This window comes from Phytohabitans houttuyneae (genome assembly GCF_011764425.1).
Lineage (GTDB): Bacteria > Actinomycetota > Actinomycetes > Mycobacteriales > Micromonosporaceae > Phytohabitans > Phytohabitans houttuyneae.
In genome coordinates this window covers 1240277-1260120 of record NZ_BLPF01000002.1, presented here as the reverse complement: position 1 = coordinate 1260120, position 19844 = coordinate 1240277, and the positions used below count along the sequence as shown (strand labels likewise).

20 protein-coding genes are annotated in these 19844 nt (G+C 72.1%); 7 read left to right on the top strand and 13 right to left on the bottom strand.

Annotation, left to right across the window (positions count from 1 at the left end; translation table 11 throughout):
* The first annotated feature begins 133 nt into the window (after positions 1-133).
* Both Phou_RS29165 and Phou_RS29160 read left to right on the top strand, forming a co-directional pair.
* A complete protein-coding gene (locus tag Phou_RS29165) occupies positions 134-619 on the top strand; it encodes a tyrosine-type recombinase/integrase (RefSeq protein ID WP_281365093.1) in 486 nt (161 codons plus the stop codon).
* Between the two features lie 700 nt (positions 620-1319).
* A complete protein-coding gene (locus tag Phou_RS29160) occupies positions 1320-1556 on the top strand; it encodes a hypothetical protein (protein ID WP_173061592.1) in 237 nt (78 codons plus the stop codon).
* 44 nt (positions 1557-1600) lie between these two features.
* Here the strand turns inward: Phou_RS29160 and Phou_RS29155 are convergent, their stop codons facing one another.
* Positions 1601-1912, bottom strand: coding sequence for a hypothetical protein (locus Phou_RS29155; RefSeq protein ID WP_173061589.1), 312 nt, complete (start codon positions 1910-1912; stop codon positions 1601-1603).
* Positions 1913-1939: 27 nt separating this feature from the next.
* Complete coding sequence (locus Phou_RS29150) at positions 1940-2701, bottom strand: methyltransferase domain-containing protein (RefSeq protein WP_173061586.1); 762 nt, start codon at positions 2699-2701, stop codon at positions 1940-1942.
* 51 nt (positions 2702-2752) lie between these two features.
* Between Phou_RS29150 and Phou_RS29145 the strand changes: the two genes are divergently transcribed.
* Positions 2753-3169, top strand: coding sequence for a MerR family transcriptional regulator (locus Phou_RS29145; protein ID WP_173061583.1), 417 nt, complete (start codon positions 2753-2755; stop codon positions 3167-3169).
* A 191-nt stretch (positions 3170-3360) separates the two neighbouring features.
* Entirely contained in the window at positions 3361-4083 is a 723-nt protein-coding gene (locus Phou_RS29140) for an alpha/beta hydrolase family protein (RefSeq protein WP_246273935.1), read from the top strand.
* Between the two features lie 14 nt (positions 4084-4097).
* On the opposite strand, the gene Phou_RS29135 is transcribed toward Phou_RS29140, so the two are convergent.
* The 7 genes from Phou_RS29135 to Phou_RS29105 form a co-directional block, all read right to left on the bottom strand.
* Positions 4098-5288, bottom strand: coding sequence for an RCC1 domain-containing protein (locus Phou_RS29135; protein WP_173061580.1), 1191 nt, complete (start codon positions 5286-5288; stop codon positions 4098-4100).
* A gap of 307 nt (positions 5289-5595) precedes the next feature.
* Positions 5596-6027 (bottom strand): SRPBCC family protein, encoded by a 432-nt coding sequence (locus Phou_RS29130; protein ID WP_246273934.1) that lies wholly within the window; start codon positions 6025-6027, stop codon positions 5596-5598.
* Between the two features lie 100 nt (positions 6028-6127).
* On the bottom strand, positions 6128-7456 hold the full coding sequence (locus Phou_RS29125) for an outer membrane protein assembly factor BamB family protein (RefSeq protein WP_173061574.1): 1329 nt from the start codon (positions 7454-7456) through the stop codon (positions 6128-6130).
* Between the two features lie 219 nt (positions 7457-7675).
* Positions 7676-8053 (bottom strand): RidA family protein, encoded by a 378-nt coding sequence (locus Phou_RS29120; RefSeq protein WP_173061572.1) that lies wholly within the window; start codon positions 8051-8053, stop codon positions 7676-7678.
* A 7-nt stretch (positions 8054-8060) separates the two neighbouring features.
* On the bottom strand, positions 8061-8336 hold the full coding sequence (locus Phou_RS29115; protein WP_246273933.1) for a hypothetical protein: 276 nt from the start codon (positions 8334-8336) through the stop codon (positions 8061-8063).
* Positions 8337-8382: 46 nt separating this feature from the next.
* The gene (locus tag Phou_RS29110) at positions 8383-9042 is read right to left on the bottom strand and encodes a response regulator (protein ID WP_173061568.1); all 660 of its coding nucleotides are present in this window, start codon (positions 9040-9042) and stop codon (positions 8383-8385) included.
* Complete coding sequence (locus Phou_RS29105; protein WP_173061565.1) at positions 9039-10235, bottom strand: sensor histidine kinase; 1197 nt, start codon at positions 10233-10235, stop codon at positions 9039-9041. The genes Phou_RS29110 and Phou_RS29105 overlap by 4 nt, the downstream gene beginning before the upstream one ends.
* Before the next feature lie 219 nt (positions 10236-10454).
* On the opposite strand from Phou_RS29105, the gene Phou_RS29100 reads away from it, so the two are divergent.
* Together Phou_RS29100 and Phou_RS29095 are read left to right on the top strand one after the other, a co-directional pair.
* A complete protein-coding gene (locus Phou_RS29100; protein WP_218579246.1) occupies positions 10455-11678 on the top strand; it encodes a PP2C family protein-serine/threonine phosphatase in 1224 nt (407 codons plus the stop codon).
* A complete protein-coding gene (locus Phou_RS29095) occupies positions 11675-12073 on the top strand; it encodes an STAS domain-containing protein (RefSeq protein ID WP_173061562.1) in 399 nt (132 codons plus the stop codon). The genes Phou_RS29100 and Phou_RS29095 overlap by 4 nt, the downstream gene beginning before the upstream one ends.
* On the opposite strand, the gene trpS is transcribed toward Phou_RS29095, so the two are convergent.
* The gene (trpS, locus tag Phou_RS29090; RefSeq protein ID WP_173061559.1) at positions 12040-13125 is read right to left on the bottom strand and encodes a tryptophan--tRNA ligase; all 1086 of its coding nucleotides are present in this window, start codon (positions 13123-13125) and stop codon (positions 12040-12042) included. The genes Phou_RS29095 and trpS overlap by 34 nt on opposite strands.
* Before the next feature lie 217 nt (positions 13126-13342).
* On the opposite strand from trpS, the gene Phou_RS29085 reads away from it, so the two are divergent.
* A complete protein-coding gene (locus Phou_RS29085; RefSeq protein ID WP_173061556.1) occupies positions 13343-16663 on the top strand; it encodes an NACHT domain-containing protein in 3321 nt (1106 codons plus the stop codon).
* Between the two features lie 70 nt (positions 16664-16733).
* Here Phou_RS29085 and Phou_RS29080 read toward each other — a convergent pair whose 3' ends face one another.
* The 3 genes from Phou_RS29080 to Phou_RS29070 all read right to left on the bottom strand — a co-directional run bounded on the left by Phou_RS29080 (position 16734) and on the right by Phou_RS29070 (position 19789).
* The gene (locus Phou_RS29080; RefSeq protein WP_173061553.1) at positions 16734-17870 is read right to left on the bottom strand and encodes a hypothetical protein; all 1137 of its coding nucleotides are present in this window, start codon (positions 17868-17870) and stop codon (positions 16734-16736) included.
* 10 nt (positions 17871-17880) lie between these two features.
* Positions 17881-18417, bottom strand: a complete 537-nt coding sequence (locus tag Phou_RS29075) for a SigE family RNA polymerase sigma factor (RefSeq protein ID WP_173061550.1) — start codon at positions 18415-18417, stop codon at positions 17881-17883.
* A gap of 94 nt (positions 18418-18511) precedes the next feature.
* Entirely contained in the window at positions 18512-19789 is a 1278-nt protein-coding gene (locus tag Phou_RS29070; RefSeq protein WP_173061547.1) for an esterase/lipase family protein, read from the bottom strand.
* Positions 19790-19844 lie beyond the last annotated feature (55 nt).

Below are 19844 nucleotides of genomic sequence, written 5' to 3'. Positions count from 1 at the left end.
TGTTCGAACTCGGTCTTGCGGCGAGCCAGGTAGGTAGGCCGGTTGGCGCGTGCGGCTATGACATCGTCGATAGACAGCTTGATCACCGCGCAGTAGCCGATGGAGCAGGCGCGGGGCATGGTGGCGTCGATCAGTGAGATGCCTTGGATCTGGTCGCCGTCATTGGACCGGTCAAGACCCGGCCGGGGAGCGCACCGTCGCCCTCGACACCGCCACGATCGCCGTGCTGCGGGAGCACCAGCGCCGCCAGTACGCGCTCGTCAAGGCTGCGGGGCGGAGCTGGCATTCGGACGATTACGTGTTCACCCTGGCCGACGGGCGGCCGGTACGTCCGGACTGGCTCACCCACCGCTTGCACCACCTCGTCGCCACATTCGGGCTGCCGCCAATCCGGTTCCACGATTTACGTCAGGGCGCGGCCATCCTTGCGCTTGCCGCGCACGTCGACATGAAGATCGTGCAGCACATGCTCGGCCACGCCAACTTCGCCTTCACCGCCAACACCTACACCACCGTCCTAACCGAAGTCGCCCACACCGCCGCCGAAGCCACCGCTCACCTCGTCCTCGAAGCCTTACGGCCGCGACCGGATCGGCCAGCCGTGGAAGGCGCGGCCTAGCAACGCACCGCCTGCCGCCACTGGCGCATCGCCGCTGACCGCGTGAGCTTCCCAGGCGAGGTACTCACCGCCGAAGAGGCCTCTTTGTGAAGCTCGACTGACGGGCTGCCGGCTAGGCGATTCCATAAACGAGTTCGGTATCCTGATCTGCCGCAGACAACGCGCGTCGAGCTTTTGCGCCTCGTTACCATGCGTGATCGGAGGGCCACCTCGGCATCAGGCGGAGCGGTCGGAGCAGTCGGTGGCGCTCTCCACTGGCGCCCATATCGATGCGTTTGGTGTCGCCGCCTCGCACGCTCCTGGCACCGTCTGGAACTATGCCGGTCCGCGGCGACTCCCTGCGGCGCCTGCGAGTACGGCGCCGATCCCGCGGCCGCGCCTCCGTCGCCGACGACCTGCCATCTCAAGGCGCACGAGTTCGTCGACGCCATCCGCCCGCTGAGGACGAAGCCACCATGAGAGGCCGGCGCCGCGCTACGAAACATCCTTGGGGCGATTGTGGGTCGGCTCGATGGGTCCGACGTTCACGAGCAGGACGGCGACGTCGTTCTCGGGTGCGGTCGCCCGGAGTGCCATGAGCGGCCTCGATCGCCTGGCAGCGCCGTGGGGACGGATGCCCACCACGGTGGTTCGGTAACGGGCGGGTTATGCTGCGGGCGGCGTCTTCCGCGCCGGTACTGGTCGATTCGGGGGGCCTTCGATGCCTGACACACCCACGCCGCCGAGTGGCGAGCCGGACGAGGCTTCGGACGAGCGGTCCGCGCAGGCTGAGGATGGCGCGCCGGACGTTCCTGTCTTTGCCAACCGCGCGGAGCGGCGGGCCAAGGGTAAGGGCAAGCAGTCGGCGCAGTCGCAGCCGCACGGCAAGGGGCAGTCTTCGGGCGGTCGTGGCCCGGTCCAGGGCCAGCGTCAGTGGAGCAACCGCCGCAGCGGCTGAGGCCACGGGTGGCGCCGGGTTGGCGCACCAGGTCAGGGCGGGCGTTATGCGTCGCTGGATGCCCAGCGGGAGTTGAACTCCTGGGCGCCCTCCACTGCGGACCGGCCCATCGGGACGGCGAACAGCAGCCATGCCAGCGCGAGCCCGCCCAGCCAGTGCAGCTCGGAGTCGACGAAGAGCCCCGCGACGCATCCGAGTGTGAGGGCGACCAGCCAGAAGCCGAACATGCCGATCAGTCCGCGCTCGGTGCGTTCGACCCAGATGTTTCCGACGCCGTAGACACCGCCGAGGCCGCAGGCGAGTTCGAGGATCAGGGCCTTTCGCGGCGATTTCGGTGGCAGCGGCGGGGCGGTCACGTCGGGGAAGGTACCCGTCCCGGGCGCTCAGCGGGTGCCGGCGGCCAGAAACATCGGGATGGCTACCAGCAGCCGTCCGTCGCGGGCGCGGCGGGCCTGTTCGTCGAGCCAGCTCCCGGCCTCGTCGTCGCTGATCGCTCCGGTCTCGCGCGCGGCGGTGGCGTGCCCGGTGAGGATCGGCAGCATGGTGGCGTCGGTGAAGACCGCGGTGTGTACCTCGATCTCGACCTCGCCGAAGCCCGCGTCGAGGAGCAGTGCGCGGTAGGCGCGTGCGATGCGGGGGTGCGGCAGGGTGTCGGCGCGGGCGTGGACGATGCGGCGGGTGGTCTCGGGCTGGTCGGAGTCGATCACGATCGTGTCCCAGTCCTGACCGAGCAGCACGATCCGCCCTTCGGGGGCGAGGACTCGGCGGGCTTCGGCCAACGCGGCGGGCGGGTCGGGCAGGACGTGGTAGACCTTGTCCGCCCGGTACCCGTGTGCCTGCCCGTCCGCGATCGGCAGGTCGGCGGCGTCCGCGGCGCGTACCTCGATGTCGGGAAACCGGGCGTGCGCGGCGGCCAGCATCGCCGGATCCAGGTCGACCCCGATGGCGCTCGCGCCCCGTTCGGTCAGCTCGGCGACCGCGCGCCCGGTGCCGCAGCCGACGTCGACCACGGTCTGGCCCGGCGCCAGCCGCAGCAGCTCGTAGGTGCGGGCGCGGAGCTGGGCGGCGCCGGGCAGTGCGTCGGCGGCGTCGAGGACGCGGATCAGGGTCTCGGTGTCGGTGTACGCGGTGTGCGTCTCTGCCATGGCCCGAGTCTGCGACTTAAGGTTGACCTGAAGTCAACTGGGGTGATGGCGATGGAGTACACGATCGGGGAGCTGGCGGCCCGGTTCGGGCTGGCCACGCACGTGCTGCGGCACTGGGAGGACGTGGGCCTGCTGTCGCCCGCGCGGCGGGTGGCGCGCCGCCGGGTGTACGGGCCGGCGCACGTGACCCGGGTGGCGGAGATCCTGCTGGGCAAGGAGGCCGGGTTCAACCTGGAGCAGTTGCGGGAGCTGTTCAGCGCACCGGACCTCGACCGGCGGCGGGAGGTGCTGCGCGACCAGCTGGCTCAGGTGCGGGCGCGGATCGCCCGGCTGGCGCTGGCCGAGACGCTGCTGGAGCACGGGCTGCGCTGCCGGCACCAGGACTACCAGTCGTGCCCGCGCTTCCAGTCGATGGTGCTGGCCCGGCTGGACGGCGTGGAGCTGGCCGAGGCCCTGGACCACCCGTAAGCGGTCACCTGCTTGACTGGCGGCGTGGAGCTGTACATCGACGCGGGTGATGTTGAGCTGCCCGCCACCCTCGACGCGCCGGACGGGCCGGTGCGTGCCGGGTTGGTGGTCCTGCACGGCTCGGCCGTGCCGCAGCGCTCGTACCCGCTGTACGAGCACCTGGCCCAGCTGCTTCCCCGGATGGTGTGGCGGTGCTGCGCTTCGACCGGCGCCCGCGCGAGCGTGGCGATGTGCCGTTCGCCGTGCAGGCGGATGACGCCGCGGCGGCGGTGGCCGCGTTGCGTGGCCGGGTCGGTGACGTACCGGTGGGGCTGTGGGGTTGGAGCCAGGGCACCTGGCCGGCGTCGATGGTCGCGGCCCGCCGCCCCGACCTGGTCGCCTTCCTGGTCCTCGTCGCCACCAGCGGGGTGAGCCCGGCGGTCCAGATGCGGTACGGCACGGCGCAGCAGCTGCTCCTGCACGGTTACGGCGATGCGGACCTCGCGGAGCTGGCCGACCTGCGCCAGGCGCTGGAGAGTGCGGTCCGCGGGCGCATCGACCGTGACACCGCCCAGGCGGTGGTGGACCGCTACGCCGGCCGGCCGTGGTTCGCGCTGGCCCACGTCCCGGGTGACCTGCACAGTTACCCCGGCACGTGGGACGACATGGACTATGACCCGGAGCCGGTCATCGCCCGGGTCCGGTGCCCGACGCTGCTGTTCTACGGCGAGACGGACGAGTGGACCCCGGCCGAGGAGAGCATCGGCGTGTGGCGGCGCGCCGCCGGCACCCGCGATCTGACGGTCCGCCGGCTCGCGGGCTGCACCCATGAGCCGACGTTGGCCGGCGCCGATCCGCCGCATTCCATCAGTCCCGAGTACACGAGTGCACTGCTGTCCTGGTTGGAGGAGCGGATCGGGCGCCGGCCGGTGTAGTCGCCGCCGATGGGTCAGGCCGGAAGCGCCAGCTCCGCGGGTGAGAGCCGTCCGGTGGTGGTGCCGTCGCCCAGCTGTCCCGAGGCGTTGTGGCCCCAGCACCACAGGGCGCTGTCGGTACGGACCGCGCAGCTGTGATAGCTGACGACGAAGTTGTCGGTCCAGGTCGTGGCGGTGCCCACCCGGGTCGGGGTGTTCCTGTGGGTGGTGGTGCCGTCGCCGAGCTGTCCGGCGATGTTGTTGCCCCAGCACCACAGGCTGCCGTCGGTGCGGACCGCGCACGATGAGTCGTCGCCGGAGTGGATGCTGGCCCACGTGGTGGTGGTGCCGACCTGGACCGGCGTGGTCTGGTGGGGGCCGCTGACGCCCAGCTGCCCGTACCCGTTCTCACCCCAGCACCACAACGTCCCGGTGGTGCGGACGGCGCAGCTGAAGGCGTACCCGGTGGCCACGCCGGACCACGTGTTCGCGGTGCCGACCTGGGCCGGCGTGTCGCGGTAGCTCAGCACACCGACACCGAGCTGCCCGCTGGAGCTGTCACCCCAGCACCACAGGGTGCCGTCGGTGCGGGTCGCGCAGGTGTGCGCGAAGCCGGTCGCGATGCTTGCCCAGTTGGTCGCTGTGCCGACCTGGATCGGGGTCGTCTGGATGTAGATGACGGAACCGACGCCCAGCTGGACGTTGCGGTTGAAGCCCCAGCACCACAGGGTGCCGTCGGTCCGCGTGGCGCAGGTGTGGCTCGCGCCGGCGCTGACGGTGGCCCAGGTGTTGGCGGTGCCGACGCGCACCGGGACGGTCTGGTTCGTGGTCGTGCCGTCGCCGAGCTGGCCCCTGCGGTTGCTGCCCCAGCACCACAGCGATCCGTCGGTCTGGATCGCACAGGTGTGGCTGCTGCCGGCGTCGATGCTGGCCCACGCCGTGGAGGTGCCGACCCGCACCGGCGAGTTGCGCTGCGTGGTCGTGCCGTCGCCGACCTCGCCGAAGAAGTTGCCGCCCCAGCACCAGAGCGCGCCGTCGGAGCGGATCGCGCAGGTGTGCGCGTATCCGGCGGCGATGGTGGAGTCGCCGGCGGCGACGGCCGCGGTGGCCGGGGCCGCGAGGATTCCGACGGCGAGCAGGGCGGTGCCGGTGGACATCGCCACCGCGGCGACGACGGCTCTCAGGTAGCGCCGCCAGCGCGGCCGGCCAGCCTTATATTCATTCATGTACTGTGTCTCCCCAACCGACGTCGATGCCCTGGTAGGTGGCCAGGGACTCGCTAGTTCATAACATGCACCATTATCTATTTACTATGGTCAATGTCACAAGTAATAAGAGGGTGTTGCCCGCACCCCGTTCATTGGGTACGGGCTTGGGAAGTTTGTCGGTTCGGTGAAGAGTGGACAGCAACGTCCGCTAGGCTGAACGCTGCCTAGGGGAAGAACTCGTTTCTCTCCCGCAAACACCTGGGCAAGCACGTGGCCCTCAGGCTGGCCTGCCATCAGGCCGGCTTGAGGGTCACACCAGGCGGGGTCAGCCGACGGTAGTGGTGCGCCGGCGGACCGCGATGTCGTTGAGCCGGCTGAGCATCTCGACGCTGCGGGGACCGAGCAGAAACGACTGGACCGGGCGCGGCACGAACCGGCCGGGTCCGGCGGTCAGCTCGTACGTCAACGTCACCCTGGTCACCGCGTCGACCGGTTCGAGGTCGAGCCGGACCGTCGCCTCCCCGAGCGGCCACGCCTTCGCGTGCAGCTCGAGCATCCTGCCGGGCACGACCGCGTGCACCCAGGTCACGTCCTTGACGTCCAAGGGCCATGGACCGACCTGGTGGTGGATCCGGGTGCCGGCGGCCGGCCAGCCGTCGTCGACGTCGCGGATGTGCGACGCGCCGACGACCCAGCTGGCGTAGCTCCAGCCGTCGGCCAGCACGGCGAACACGCGCTCCGGCGAGGTGTTCACCATCCTCGATTTCCGCGACATCGCCTTCCCCCGAAAAGCCGTTGCGTCCTTTTGAAGGTGGTGAAGGTCCTCGTGGGAGTTTAGTGGCTTATACGCGAGTGCATCAGCGATCCGCTCGATCGCGCGGGTACCAGATTCCGGTGTTGTCGCCTTCCCTGTTGCAAATGACCAATGCCCAGCCGGAGTGGCAGGCGAAGGCGTCCCGGGTGACGCCGAGGATGCGGACCTTGCCCCGGTTGACGTCGAGCTCCGCGATCAGCGCACCCCCGTCCGGGCTGGGGCGGGTCGCCACGACGCGACCGTCGTCGCCGTACGGCCATCCGATCTCCCAGCGGCCGAGGTCGGCGCGGAGGTTGCCGTTGGCGGGGTCAAGGATCCGGATGCGGGGCGGCTGCTCCAGCATCCCGTACGCGACCATCACCGACCCGACCCGCTCCAGCCGGTGCGCCCCGCTGTCCGACCACCGGACCCGCCCGGTCTCGGGCTCGATCGCGTGCACGCCACCGGCCGCGCTCGCCTGGTCGACACAGAGCAGGTCGCCGCACTCGGACACGTGCATGGAGCTCAGGTCCAGGTCGGCGGTCCACCGCAGGACCAACCGGTCCAGGTCGTACGCGTCGGCCACCGGCCGCCCGCCTCGATAGCGCGGTACGAGCATCATCCCGCCGACCACCTGGACACCCGACCCGCTGTACGACCGCAGCAGGTCGTCGTCCCACGGCGGCACGACCCCGGTCGTCACGACCCGACCGGTGCCCATGTCCCGCACCTCCACCTGGTCGGGCAGCGACCACCGCACAAACCGGTCACCGCCGTGGAACACGGCTTCGCCGGCCAGGTCCGTCAGCTCCCACCGCACGGCTCCCGTGGCGAGTTCCACCACCTCGTACCGCACCGTGAGCACGCCCGGCCGCGGGTCGGTCAACAGCACCAGACCGCCGTCGCCGACGAAGTTGGGTGAGCCGGCTCGCTCCCACCGCAGCCGGCCCGTCTCGGCGTCCAGCGCCGAGGTACGCGAATCCGCCCCGTCGCCGGTGACCAGCACCGTGCCGTCGATCAGGAACGCGCTCTGCGCCCGCCCCTGCGCCGGCACCGTCACCTGCCAACCCACCTCGCCGCCCGGCAGCCGGTAGTTGCGGATCGTGTCGCCGTCGACCACGTACAGGCCGGTGGGGCCGCTGAAGACGTACTTGCCCGCCGTCGCCACCGTCGCCTCGGCGAGGTGACCGCGCACCGGCTCGGGACCGCCGGCCAGGAGCACAGCGAGCAACCCGAACACCGCGAACCAGCGCCACCCGCGCGGGCCGCGCCGCGAACCCAGGACCGCCTCCGGCGCCTCCCGCACCACACCGAGGTCGATCACCATCAGCTGCCCCCGCTCCCCCGCTTTCCCGGCAAGGTCCGGGACGTCCACCCGGACACGCACAGGCACCCTACGCTTCGCACGTGGATGGATGCGTCTTCTGTCTTCCACCACCACACCCACGTGATCCCCGCTGGCGCGGCGACAGCCTCCGGCCGATGTGGAGCGCGTCGCGGGCCCCGGCCGGTGAGCTCGAACGGGTCCGGCGGCAGGTGGCCGCCGCGCGGCCAGCCTCGACCTCAACCTGATCGGGCGCGGCACGCGCGGCGGCACCAGCCGGTACCGCGGTCAGCCGACGTAGGCGATCACCTCGATCTCGACCCGCACGTCGGGGTGGCCGAAGCTGACCACCACCGTCGTCCGGGCCGGCGGGGCGGCGCCGAACCGCCGGCGGTACACCTCGTTGAAGGGGGCGAAGAGCGTGGCGTTGGACAGGAACGCGCCGACCTTCACGATCTGGTCGGGGCGGGCGCCGGCCGCGGCCAGCACGGTCTCCACGTTGTCCAGGACGCTCTCGACCTCGCGCGCGAAGTCGCCGACGAAGATGTTGCCGTCCTCGTCGGTGGCGACCTGACCGGATACGAAGACGAAGTCCCCGGCCCGGGTGGCGTGCGAGAGGGGAACTGCCGGCGCGGGGAAACTCTCGGGGTGGAATCGTTCGACCATGCCTTGATCAAATCACTTCCGCCCGCGCCGTCGCCGGACGGGAGCCCGGCCGGGCCGGCGCCGGCGACAGCCAGCGGAGGGCGACAAGCCCCAGCACGATATGCAGAACGCAGGCCACCGCGGCCGCCACGTGCAGTCCGGTGACAAAGGCCGTCCTCGCGTGCGCGGCGGCCGCCGGCGCCAGGCCGGGCACCTGGAGGGTCTCGTCGAGAGTGGGCGCCAGGTCCGGGCCTCGCAGCCGGAAGACCAGCGCGGCCAGGGAGCCGAGCACGGCGATGCCCATGGCGTTGCCGATCTCGTTGCTGGTCTCCGCGATCGCACCCGCCGCGTCATGCCGCTCTGACCAGGCCCGTGTCGTACGCCACGATGACGAGCTGGGCCCGGTCGCGGGCGCCGAGCTTGTGGAGCAGGCGGCCCACGTGGGTCTTCACGGTGGTGACGCTGAGCCGCAGGTGCTCGGCAATCTCCACATTGGACAGGCCGCGGGCGATCAGCGTGAGCACCTCGCGCTCCCGCTCGGTGACCCCGTCCAGCGCGCGGGCGAGCGGGCGCGAGGGCTCCGGCTGGCGGGCGAACTCACTGATCAGCCGGCGGGTCACCGACGGCGCGAGCAGTGCCTCGCCGCCGGCGACCACGCGGATGGCGTGCAGCAGCTCGGCGGGCGGCACGTCCTTGAGCAGGAAGCCGCTCGCCCCGGCGCGGAGCGCGCCGAAGACGTACTCGTCGAGGTCGAACGTGGTCAGGATCAGCACGCGGGTGGCCGCGGTGCGGGGGTCGGCGCAGATACGGCGGGTGGCCTCGATCCCGTCCATGAGCGGCATCCGCACGTCCATGAGCACGATGTCGGGCCGGTGCTCGGCGGTCAGCGCCACCGCCTCGGTACCGGAGCCCGCCTCACCCACCGTCGTGCAGTCGCCGGCGAGGTCGATCAGGATCCGGAAGCTGCCGCGCAGCAGTGCCTGGTCGTCGGCGATGAGTACCCGGATCACGCCGCGTGGCCGCCCGTCGCGGTGCCAGCGGCGGCGAGAGCGGGTGCGGCCGCACGCGGCAGCCGGGCGGTGACGGTGAACCCGCCGCCCGCCCTCGGGCCCGCGGTGAACGTGCCGCCGTGCAGGGCCGCCCGCTCGCGCATGCCGATCAGCCCGTGCCCGGCGCCGCCGACGTGGACCGGCCGCCGGCCGTCGTCGGCCACCTCGATGTCGATCCGGTCGGGGCCGGCGTGCACCCGTACGTGGCAGGTGGCCGGTGCGGCGTGCTTGACCACGTTGGTGACCGCCTCCTGCACGATCCGGTACACCGCCAGCGCCAGCGACTCCGGCACCGGGTCGCCGCCGTCGTGCCGCAGGTCGAGCCGCACGTCGGCACCGCCCATCGACGCCTGCTCGGCCAGGCGCGGCAGGTCGTCAAGGCCGGGCTGCGGGTCGTACGGCGTGCCGTCGCGGAGCATGCCCAGCACCCGCCGCATCTCGCGCATCGCGCCGCGCCCGGTCGCCTCGATGACCTGCAGCGCCGCGCGGGTCTCCTGCGGGCTCTGATCCGCGACGTGGTTGGCCACGGCCGCCTTGACCACGATCAGGTTCATCGTGTGGGCGACGATGTCGTGCAGCTCGCGCGCGACCCGCAGCCGCTCCTCCGCCGCGGCCTGGCGCACCATCTGGTCCCGCAGCCGGGTCGCCTGCGCGCGGCGCTCCTGCACCGTCCAGCCCAGCAGCCAGGCCGGCGCGGCGATGACGCAGCCGTAGGCGACGGCCTCGGTGGCCGACCACAGGTCGCCGGCCGCGGAGGCGAGGGCGGCGCACACCACCGCGAGGCAGCCGATCCCGGTGGCGAGGGCCGGCCTGAGCGGTACCCGCGCGGCCACGGTGTAGAGCACGAGCCCGATCGCGACCGCCGGGGCCGCGGCCGCGTAGTCCGGGATGATCCCGGTGGCGATCGTGACGCCGGCGACGGCGGTGACGGCGATGGCGACCGGTACCGGCCAGCGGCGGCGCACCGCGATCGGCAGCCCGATGGCAAGGCCCGTGAGGACGGAGGCCCAGGCCGGCTCGTGCACCCCGCCGCGCAGCGGGGACTCGAGTGCCGCGTAGCCGCAGAGGGCGACGCCGGTCAGCACCGCGAGGACGGCGTCCATCACGTACAGGTCGACGGGGCGCAGCCGCCGGGTCAGCAGCCGTACGGTCATCCGTTGACGTTAGCGGCACCGCGCGCCGCACGCGTCGGCCCGCGGGCGGTCATCCCCTGGTAGGACGCAGCCGGCGGGCCGGCGCGCATTCGGTCATCGAGGCGGTCGGCACGCAGGAGGCGCCACCGGCCACGGTGGTTCGCCGCGACGCCGGCCCGGGAGAGTCGTTTCGTATCTGATCGTCGGGGCAAAGTCCTACTGGACGATCGGAGGCGCACCGTGGCCGAGTCAGCAAGCGCCGAGGTCAGCGAGCGTTGGCCGGCGGACGTCCTCGAGCTGCTCGACCGCGTCGAGCTTGCGCAGCCGGACGAGCTCGCCGCCGAGGTCAACGCGATCACCGGGCCGCGCGGTGTGAACGTGACGATCTACCTGGTCGACCACGAACAGCGCCACCTGTGGCCGGTTCCGGAGCCGCCCAAACCAACCCCTCCGCCGCTGTCCGTGGAGGGGACGATCGCTGGCCGCGCCTTCGCCACCGTGCATCCCCACCCCACGGGCGAGCAGGGTACGCCGCACCGGCTGTGGCTGCCGCTCGTCGACGGCGCGGAGCGCCTCGGGGTCGCCGAGGTGGTCGTCGACCGGGCGCCGGCCGAGCCGGAGGCGCTCATCGCCGCGTGCAAGACACTTGTCGGGCTGGTGGGGCACCTGGTGACGGTGAAGATGCCGTACGGGGACGCGCTGCACAGGGTCCGCCGTACCCGGCCGATGACCCCCGGAGCCGAGCTGCTGACGCACCTGCTGCCGCCGCTGACGTTCAGCTGCCACCGCGGGTCCGTCAGCGCGATCCTCGAGCCCTGCTACGACGTGGGCGGCGACGCGTTCGACTACGCCTTCGACGGCCCGATGGCGCACTTCATGATCGTCGATGCCGTGGGTCGCGGCCTGAGCGCGGGACTGACCTGCGCCACCGCCCTGGCCGCCCTGCGCGCCACCAGACGCGACGAGCACGGCTTGTACGCGATGGCGCGTGCGGCCGACGAGGCGCTGATCGGCCAGTTCCGCGACCTGCGGTTCGTCACCGGCGTCCTGGCGGAGCTGAACATGGACAGTGGCAAGCTGCGGTACCTCAACGCCGGCCACCCGGCGCCGCTGCTGCTGCGCCGCGGCAAGGCGGTGCGGGAGCTGGCCGGTGGGCGGCGGCTACCGATGGGCCTCGACGACAGTAAGATCAAAGTCGGTGAAGAGACGTTGGAACCTGGAGACCGGCTGCTGATGTACACCGACGGCGTGACCGAGGCGTACGACCGTGGCGGGGACCGCTTCGGCGTGGAACGGCTCGTCGACCTGACCGAGCGGTGCCTGGCCGCCCACCTGCCCGGCCCGGAGACGTTGCGCCGCCTGGCATCAAGCGTCCTGAAGCACCAGGACGGCCCACCCCGCGACGACGCGACCCTGGTGCTTTTCGAATGGTCGCCCGAGGCAGCCGAACGGACCCAACCATGAGCACTCCATTCGGCAGCGAAGAACGCACCCACGCCAGCGGCGCCGGCGCACTCGGCGAGGCGGGGCTCAAGGTGGACATCGACGAACGCGACGACCTGCTCGTCGCCACCGTCCGCGGCGTCCTCGACTTCTTCAGCGCCGGTCCCGTCCAGGAACGCCTCAACACCGCCCTCAACCACGGCGCCAACAAGCTGGTACTCGACCTCGACGCCGTGACGTTCGTCGACTCCACCGGCCTGGCGCTGCTGGTATCCATCCAGCGGCGGCTGCAAAGCGAGGGCGGCTGGCTGAGGCTGGCGCGCCCGCACGAACAGCTGCGGCGCGTCCTGCACACCACCAACCTCGACGGCTACTTCGCCGTCTACGCCAGCGCGGACGAGGCCGCCGCCAGCTGAGTCCCGCTCCCGTAGTCGGTGCCCATCGCCTGGCGCACCTCGTCGAGGGTCGCCTCGCCGATAGCGTTGGCGGTCCGGTTTCCATCGCGCAGCACCGCGAGCACGTGGCCGGGATCGGCCCGCAGCTCGGCGCGGCGGCGGCGGTGTCCGGCGAGGAAGTCGTTGACCGCGTCGGTGGTGAGCTGCTTGAGCCGGCCGGCACCGGCGTCGCCGACCTGCTCGGCGACCGCCTGCGGTGTCGAGCCCGAGCAGAGGGCCGCGGTGGTCAGCAGCGCCGATACGCCGGGCCGGTGCTCCGGGTCGAAGGTGATGCGCCGGTCGGAGTCGGTGCGCGCGCGGCGGATCGCGGCGGCCGTCTCGTCGGCGGTCATGCGCAGGGTGATGGTGTTGCCGTAGCTCTTGGACATCTTGCGGCCGTCGAGCCCCGGCAGCTCGGGCACCGCGGTGAACAGCACCTGCGGTACCGGAAACACCGGCGCGTATCGCTCGTTGAACCGCCGTGCGATGACCCGCGTCTGCTCCACGTGCGGCGCGTTGTCCTTGCCGACCGGCACCAGGTTGCCCTTGCAGAACAGGATGTCGGCGGCCTGGTGCACCGGGTAGGTGAGCAGCAGCCCGGACAGCGCGCGGCCGGAGTCGGCCAGCTCGGCCTTCACGGTCGGGTTGCGGTGCAGCTCGGCCTCGGTGACCAGGCTCAGAAACGGCAGCATGAGCTGGTTGAGCGCGGGGACGGCGGAGTGCGCGAAGACGGTGGTGCGGGCCGGGTCGATGCCCGCCGCGAGGTAGTCGACCACCGCGCCGAGCACGTGGTCGCGTACGTCGCCGATCGTGTCCCGATCGGTGATCACCTGGTAGTCGGCGATGATCACGAACGACTCGACGCCGGCGTCCTGCAGCCGGACGCGCTCCTGGATGGAGCCGAACAGGTGCCCCAGGTGAAGCGGCCCGGTCGGCCGGTCGCCGGTCAGGACCCGGTACCGCTCGGGATGGGCGGCCAGCTGGTCGGCAAGCACGGCGGAGCGCTCGATGGTGGCGGTGAAGGTGTCGGGCATGGCGGGCTCCCTCGAAGTGGTCGGGAGGGGCCGCACGGCTGCACCGGGAAGTCGTCAGGGCTGCCATGCAGCCCCGGGACGTGCGTCACTGTCGGCTGCTAGTGCAGCCGCCACCAGAAGAGCTTCTCGGTACGCACCAGATCACTCTACCCCCGAGCGCGCGGGTACTACGGTGTTGAACCCGGAAGGTCGGACGCGCACACGCAAAGGACTCTTCGTGGGGCATTCGTCGATGTCGTTCGAGATGGCGTGCCGGATCCTCGGTGCGGCCGACGACGGCTGGAGCGCGCGGCTCAGCCGGCTTCTCGGTGTCGCCGCGCTGGCCAGCGGCGGGGTCGGCGCCGCCGCACCCGCGGCCGCGGTCGGCGCCGCGTGGGGCTGGATCGACCAGAAGAACGAGCTGGTCGGCCACATCGACGCGGCGGTGCGGAAGGTGCGCGACCGGGGTATCGGGCGCACCGGCCGGGAGCGGCACGAGCTGATCGCCGCGGCCCACACGGCGCTGGTGACGGGTTCGTTCTTCACCGCGCTGAGCGAGCAGATCGGCAGCGGGTACCAGCGGCTGCACTTCTCCGAGGCCGAGAAGCGGGCGATGGTGACGCCCGAGGCGGCCGGCCGGCACAGCACGGTCGTGGCGCAGCTGCTGGACGTGCCGGTACCGGTGCCCTGGGTCGGCCGCGGCTTCGAGGCCAACCTGCACGCGGCGATCATGCCGTTCTTCGAATCGCTGGCCGGCCGCTGCCTGGCGTTCTTCCAGGGGCTGGCCGCCTGGGAGCGGCTGCGGTACGAGCTGGGCGCCGTCTTCGGCGACCAGGACCTGCGCAGGCGGATCGTGGAATCGGCGCTGCGCACCTACCGGAGCGGCTACCGGCACCTCGCCGCGAGCATGCCGGAGTTCGGCATGTGGGCGCTGCTGGACGAGTTCGAGGTGGCCTCGGCCGCCCGCCAGCGCTCGCTCGCGCTGCTGGAGACGCTGCTGGCCGCGACGTTCGAGCGCGGCCAGCCACCGCCCGCCCGCGACCGGCAGATCATGGCGCAGCGCAACCGCCGGCTGCTCACCGAGCCGCTGGCCCAGGTCACCGAGTTCGACCGGCTCTCCGGGGTGCGGATACCGGACGTCGAGACCGGCTACGTCAACCCCCGCTTCCGCTGGGCGGTCACCGATCGGGACGCGCGCACGTGGGACGAGGAGTGGTGGGACCAGCAGTCGTCCGGCCACCAGCTCGACCGGTTTCTCGCCGCGTACTTCACCTCCGCCCGCGCCGCAGAGCAGCCGCTGGTGATCCTCGGCCACCCCGGCGCCGGCAAGTCGCTGCTCACGAAGATCACCGCGGCCCGGCTGCCGGCCGAGCTCTACGCCACGGTCCGGGTGCCGCTGCGCCGGGTGAAAAACCCGGCGGCGCCGATCTACCAGCAGATACAGGACTTCCTCGACGACGACACCCACTTCGGTGTGCGGTGGCGCGAGCTGTCCGACGCGAGCAGGGACCTCACCCGGGTCGTCCTGCTGGACGGGCTGGACGAGCTGATGCAGGCCACCGGTACGACCGAGTCCGGCTTCCTGCATGAGGTCCAGCGCTTCCAGGAGAAGGAGGCCGGTCTCGGCTCGCCGGTCGCCGTCGTCGTGACCTCGCGCACCGTCGTTGCCAACATCGCGAACATCCCGGCCGGCTCCCTGGTCATCAAGCTGGAGGACTTCGACAAGGCGCAGGTGGACGAGTGGGTCGAGATGTGGAACCAGGTCAACCACGAGCCGATCGCGGGTGGCTCGGTCAAGCCGCTGGCCGCGGAGGCCGTCTGGGCGATGGGTGACCTGGCCCGCCAGCCGCTCCTGCTGCTCATGCTGGCCACCTTCGGCGCCACCGAGGACCCGCCGAGCGGTGCCACCGGCGGGGTCACCCAGGGCCAGCTGTACCAGTGGCTGCTCAACGGCTACGTGACGCGCGAGGTCGCCAAGTCGCTGCACGGCACCGGCCCGGCGCCGGAGTCCGACGGCGAGGTGTCCGAGCGGGCCGAGCGGGAGCTGTGGCAGCTCGGGATCGCGGCGTTCGCGATGTTCAACCGCGGGCAGCAGTCGGTCAGCGGCGAGGACCTCAACCGCGACCTGGAGCCGATGCTTCCCCCGCAGGTGACCTACAGCGGGCACCGCAAGCACCTGGCCCGGCCGCTGGACGCCGCGATGCGCACCATCGCCCGGTTCTTTTTCATCCACACCGCCGATGTGGACAGCGACCACGTCACCGGCAGCAGCTACGAGTTTCTGCACGCCACCTTCGGCGAGTACCTGATCGCCTATCACACGCTCAACCAGCTCGGCGGCCTCGCGGACGCCCGGCGGCACGTGCCGCTGGGCCAGGAGTGGACCGACGACCAGCTCTTCGCGCTGCTGTCGCACCAGCAGCTGGCCGTGGGCGGCGCGATCCTGCCGTTCGTGCGCGAGCTCTTCGGCGCCCTGCCGCAGGAGCGGCGCGGCACGGTCGTGACCCAGCTCAAGGCGCTGGTCCAGGCAAGCCAGGAGCGGGCCGGCGTCGGCCGCCTTCCCGGGTACAACCCGTCCGGGCGCAGCCTGCTGAGCCGGGTCGCCTCGTACACCGGAAACCTGCTGCTGCTCCTGGTCGAGCTCAGCGACTGGCCGGTGGCGCTGGCCGACCTGGCGCCCGCCGGCGCCGACCACCTGACCTGGTGGCGCTCCACGGTCCGGCTGCTGCGCTCCGGACTTGACGACACCGGCTGGGCGATGCTGCTATCCACATTGGACATTTCGACCGCGCCGGAACCTGTCGTGTACCGCCGCCGCACGCCCATCGAGGCGGTGCTGCTCCAGGCGTACGAGGCAAGGCTCGCCTGCCAGCCCGAGCACGAGCTGCAGGCGCTGCTCGGGATCACCGCGCTGCACGGTCGGCGCGTCCCGTACTGGGACGAGCCGATCGGCGACGCCGCCATGCGGGTGGTGTCGTCCCTCGTGCACCGGGACGAGCGGCCCGACGACGAGCACCTGCTGCTCACCGTGGCGGACCGGTCGCCGGAGCTGGACGCGCTGCTCGCCGAGTACCTGGTCCGCCACGGCGCCCGCCTTCCCTACCCGAGCGTCCGCACCGTGCTCAGCGCTCCCCTGTCGTCCGGGAGCGTGGATGTCGCCGTCCGCATCGCCCCGGTCGCGGCGCAGCACCCGGAACTGCTGCGCGAGTTTCAGCAGCTCATCAACCTCTACAGCAGAGGGCTGCCGGACGCCCGCGCGTTTGCCGAGGTCTTCGCCGCGATGCGGGTCGGCCTGACCGTGTGGCCGGGCGCGACCGGCGACATCTTCAAGGACGCCCTCCGCCACATGGTCCGCCAGGCACGCGACCTCGGCGAGGCCTCCTTCGACGCGGTCCGCGAAATGGTGGCACTGCCCGAGGAGGTGCTGCGGCCCGCGATCCCGCCGGTGGTCGCGATCCTGGCGGACGAGTACGCCCCGCGCGGCCCGGTGTCCCGCCAGGACGCGCCAGCCGCCAGCGGCCGTCACCGCCCGGACCCGGCCACCTCACCCGGCGAGTGACCTATCCGATGACGACTCTGCTGGCGCACTTGACCGGACTCGGGTCCGACTCCCGTCAACGGGTCGCGGCTCAGATCGGGTCGTCGGTCCAGGCCGCCGGGTCGGTCAGGACCTCGATGTTGCGGTAGAGGCCCAGCGCGCCGTCCGGGCCGAGCAGCTGAACGCTCTCCCCCTTGGCGGCGACGGAGACCGTCACGTCGTCGGCCACCCGGACACTCAGCTCGTCGGCGCTGGCGGTCCGCGTCCGGAACGCAGGGTGCCCGTCGACGTCGGACCGCGAGATCGCCGAACCCTCGAGGTCGGCGGGGGGTATCGGCTCGCCGAGGCCGTCGCCTCGCGCGGTCTTCGTGGCCGCGATCGACAGCGAGCTGTGCTGGATCGTGTCGCGCTGTCCTGAGTAGATGCTCGCGTCCCAGGTGCCGTCGGCACCGGTGATCACCTCGACCCGGAAGAGGGGCAGGTCGTCCGGCAGCGCCGTGGTCCGAAACGGAAACCGCTGGCGGCGCGTCGCGCTCAGGCCGACCGAGCTGGCCACGCGGTGCAGCATCTCGCGGCGCGCGGAACCGGTCGGCATCGGGTGACCGGCCTTCCGCTGGGTGGTGCGGACCTGCGCCCAGTGGCCGGGCACGTACCGCCACTGCAGGACCTCTTCCCACTCCTCCACCGCGTCGCGGCGACTGACCCACCGCGCCTGCTGCCCCGCCACCGGGGGTGCGGTCACCGCGGTACCCCCCATCCGCAGCGCCTCCTCCGCGACCTCCGGCCCGCGGAACAGGTTGACGCTTATCGTCTGGTCGGTCTCCGCCGTCAGGTCGACGTACCCGTTCATGACCCGCCAGGAGACCGTCGCCGGATCGAACGGCAGCCAGCCGAAGACGGCCCATTGCCCCAGCAGGTCGAACCGGCTGGGTATCCCGGGCAGGGTGGGGCCGCCGAGCGCTCCGTTCGGCCGCGGCGGCCAAGCCCGGGCCGGCGGTGTGGTGGCCGCCGGGTCGGTCGTCTCCCCCCGCTGCGACGGCCGCAGCGCGACGACGGCGCCGCCGGTCACCGCGGCCACACCGAACGCCGTCGCACCGGCCAGCAGGGCGCGCCGCGTGGTCCGCGTACGGCGGCCGTCGCGCACCGCCCGATCCAGGTCGACGGCGCTCGGCGGCGCGGGGGCCGCGGCCGTCGCTTCGAGCATCGTCCGGACGTCACTTTCCTGCATGACCTGCCTCCTAGTCCTCGTGGGCGGCGCGCGGCGTTCCGGACGCGAGCCGCGGGGCCGGCACCCGCTGCCCGTGCCACACCTCGCGCAGCCGGGTCAGCCCTTTCGCCGTCTGGCTCTTGACGGTGCCGGCGGAGCAGCTGAGCACCTCGGCGGCCTGCTCGACGGTCAGGTCGCAGTAGAAACGCAGCACGATCGTGGCCCGCTGCCGCGCCGGCACCCGCGCCAGCGCCGCACGCACCGCGAACGTGGTCGCCTCGTCCACCTGCGGCGCGGCCGTGTCCGGCAGCTGGCGGACCGGCGTCTCCCGGGACGAAGCCTTCCGGCGCTCGCTGAGGAAAGCGTTGATCAGGATCCGGTGCACGTACCGATCGATGTCGTCCGCGCCCTGCACGCGGCGCCAGTGCACGTACAGCCGGGTCACCGTGACCTGCACCAGGTCATCGGCGCGATGCCAGTCGTGGCACAGCAGGTAGGCGACCCGGCGCAGCCGCTCCAGCCGCGGACCCACGTACGCGACGTAGTCCTGGTCTCGCCGGTCCGTCAAAGCGCCTCCCGATGTCCGTCCCTACCTGGGTGATGCCGGCAGGGCGGCCAACGGTTGCCCGCGATCTCAGCTACGCGAGACTCCGCGAGGCGCCTCAGTCGAGATCGGCGATCGCCAGGACCAGGTCGCCCACGGCACTGAACCCGCCGGCCTTGACGTCGGCCCGGTAGAGCCCCGGGCTGGGCAGGGTCACCGCGGCGACCTGCCACCCGTCGCGCGGGCGCGGCTCCACGACGGCCACCTGCCGCTCGGTCTCGGTGTCGGTCACCACGCACGTCGCCGGCACTCCGGGCGGCAGGCGGACGATCACCTCGAAGGGTTCGCCTGGTCGCACGACTTCGGGCAGGTCGACGCCGAAGCCGTCGCCGAGCGGCTCGCCGAGTGGACGCTCGGTGAGCACAGCGCGGACAAACTCGAACGCCTCGGCGGTCGTCGCCAGCCGTGCGTGCTTCTGCGGCACGTAGTGCGGCTGGGCGCCGGCCGGTGCCGCGGCGTCGCGGGCCACCGTGCCGTCGCCGCCGCGGTCTTCCCCGCCGTGATGAAACAAGGGGTACGCCGCGCCGCTGTCGAAGCGCACCGTCTGCGCGGTGGGCTGGGCGAGCCCGACCCGGGCCCGCAGGCCGCCGGGGCCCGCTTTCGCGCGGGCCGCCGCGGCACGGGCGTGGCGGGCGTTGGCCGCCTCGGCGAGGCCGGCGTCGCCGCCGACAGACGCGACGTCGGCGACGGTCAGCGCCCGCAGGCCGTCGCCGGCCACCACGCAACGGTATCGGGGCAGCAGGTCGTAGATCGACGGAAAGGCACGCGCCAGATCCCGCATGGTCCGGCGCATCCCCCCGAACGGCGCCGCCGGCCCTTCGGCTATCGCGGTGACCGCACGAATGGAACCGTAGAACGGAGTGCCGAGCGTGATGGTGGTCCGGACGCTATCGCGACCGCCGAGGACGTCGACGAAATGCTGGGCGACAAGTCCCCCCATCGAGTGGCAGACCAGGCTCAGCATCGCCTCCGGACCACCGAGTGGATTGCGCCGCCACCGCCGCAGATGCGCCTCGGCGAAATCAGCGAACCGGCTCGCCACCGCCTCGACCGGCTGCCGCCAGTCATAGGGAAAGGCCACGAACGCGTCGGGCTCGCGAACGGCTTCCCGGCGGAGCCGACGCAGTATCGGAACATTGGACTCGACGGTGCCGAGCCGGGGAAGGCCCGCGGCCACGGTCATGGGCCGCACGGCGGCCAGCGGTGTGTCCACATCGGCCAGCGTGTGCAGCAGCCGGCGCCGGCCCGCGGTGCTGCCGAGCGCCTCGACCAGCAGGCTCGGGCGCAGCCCCCACACGACCCGGTCGGCGGCGTCGCGCAGCTCACTGCCCAACAAACCTGGCAGAAAGATGACTGCGTCAGCACTGCGTGATCGATCGACTGTGGACGCC

Coding starts and splice junctions, on each gene's coding strand:
- Phou_RS29120 (WP_173061572.1), bottom strand. CDS start 8,053: ATGGTCGAACGATTCCACCCCGAGAGTTTCCCCGCGCCGGCAGTTCCC.
- Phou_RS29080 (WP_173061553.1), bottom strand. CDS start 17,870: ATGCAGGAAAGTGACGTCCGGACGATGCTCGAAGCGACGGCCGCGGCC.
- Phou_RS29150 (WP_173061586.1), bottom strand. CDS start 2,701: ATGGCAGAGACGCACACCGCGTACACCGACACCGAGACCCTGATCCGC.
- trpS (WP_173061559.1), bottom strand. CDS start 13,125: ATGCCCGACACCTTCACCGCCACCATCGAGCGCTCCGCCGTGCTTGCC.
- Phou_RS29095 (WP_173061562.1), top strand. CDS start 11,675: ATGAGCACTCCATTCGGCAGCGAAGAACGCACCCACGCCAGCGGCGCC.
- Phou_RS29130 (WP_246273934.1), bottom strand. CDS start 6,027: ATGGTGAACACCTCGCCGGAGCGCGTGTTCGCCGTGCTGGCCGACGGC.
- Phou_RS29115 (WP_246273933.1), bottom strand. CDS start 8,336: ATGGGCATCGCCGTGCTCGGCTCCCTGGCCGCGCTGGTCTTCCGGCTG.
- Phou_RS29160 (WP_173061592.1), top strand. CDS start 1,320: ATGCCTGACACACCCACGCCGCCGAGTGGCGAGCCGGACGAGGCTTCG.
- Phou_RS29145 (WP_173061583.1), top strand. CDS start 2,753: ATGGAGTACACGATCGGGGAGCTGGCGGCCCGGTTCGGGCTGGCCACG.
- Phou_RS29135 (WP_173061580.1), bottom strand. CDS start 5,288: ATGAATGAATATAAGGCTGGCCGGCCGCGCTGGCGGCGCTACCTGAGA.
- Phou_RS29105 (WP_173061565.1), bottom strand. CDS start 10,235: ATGACCGTACGGCTGCTGACCCGGCGGCTGCGCCCCGTCGACCTGTAC.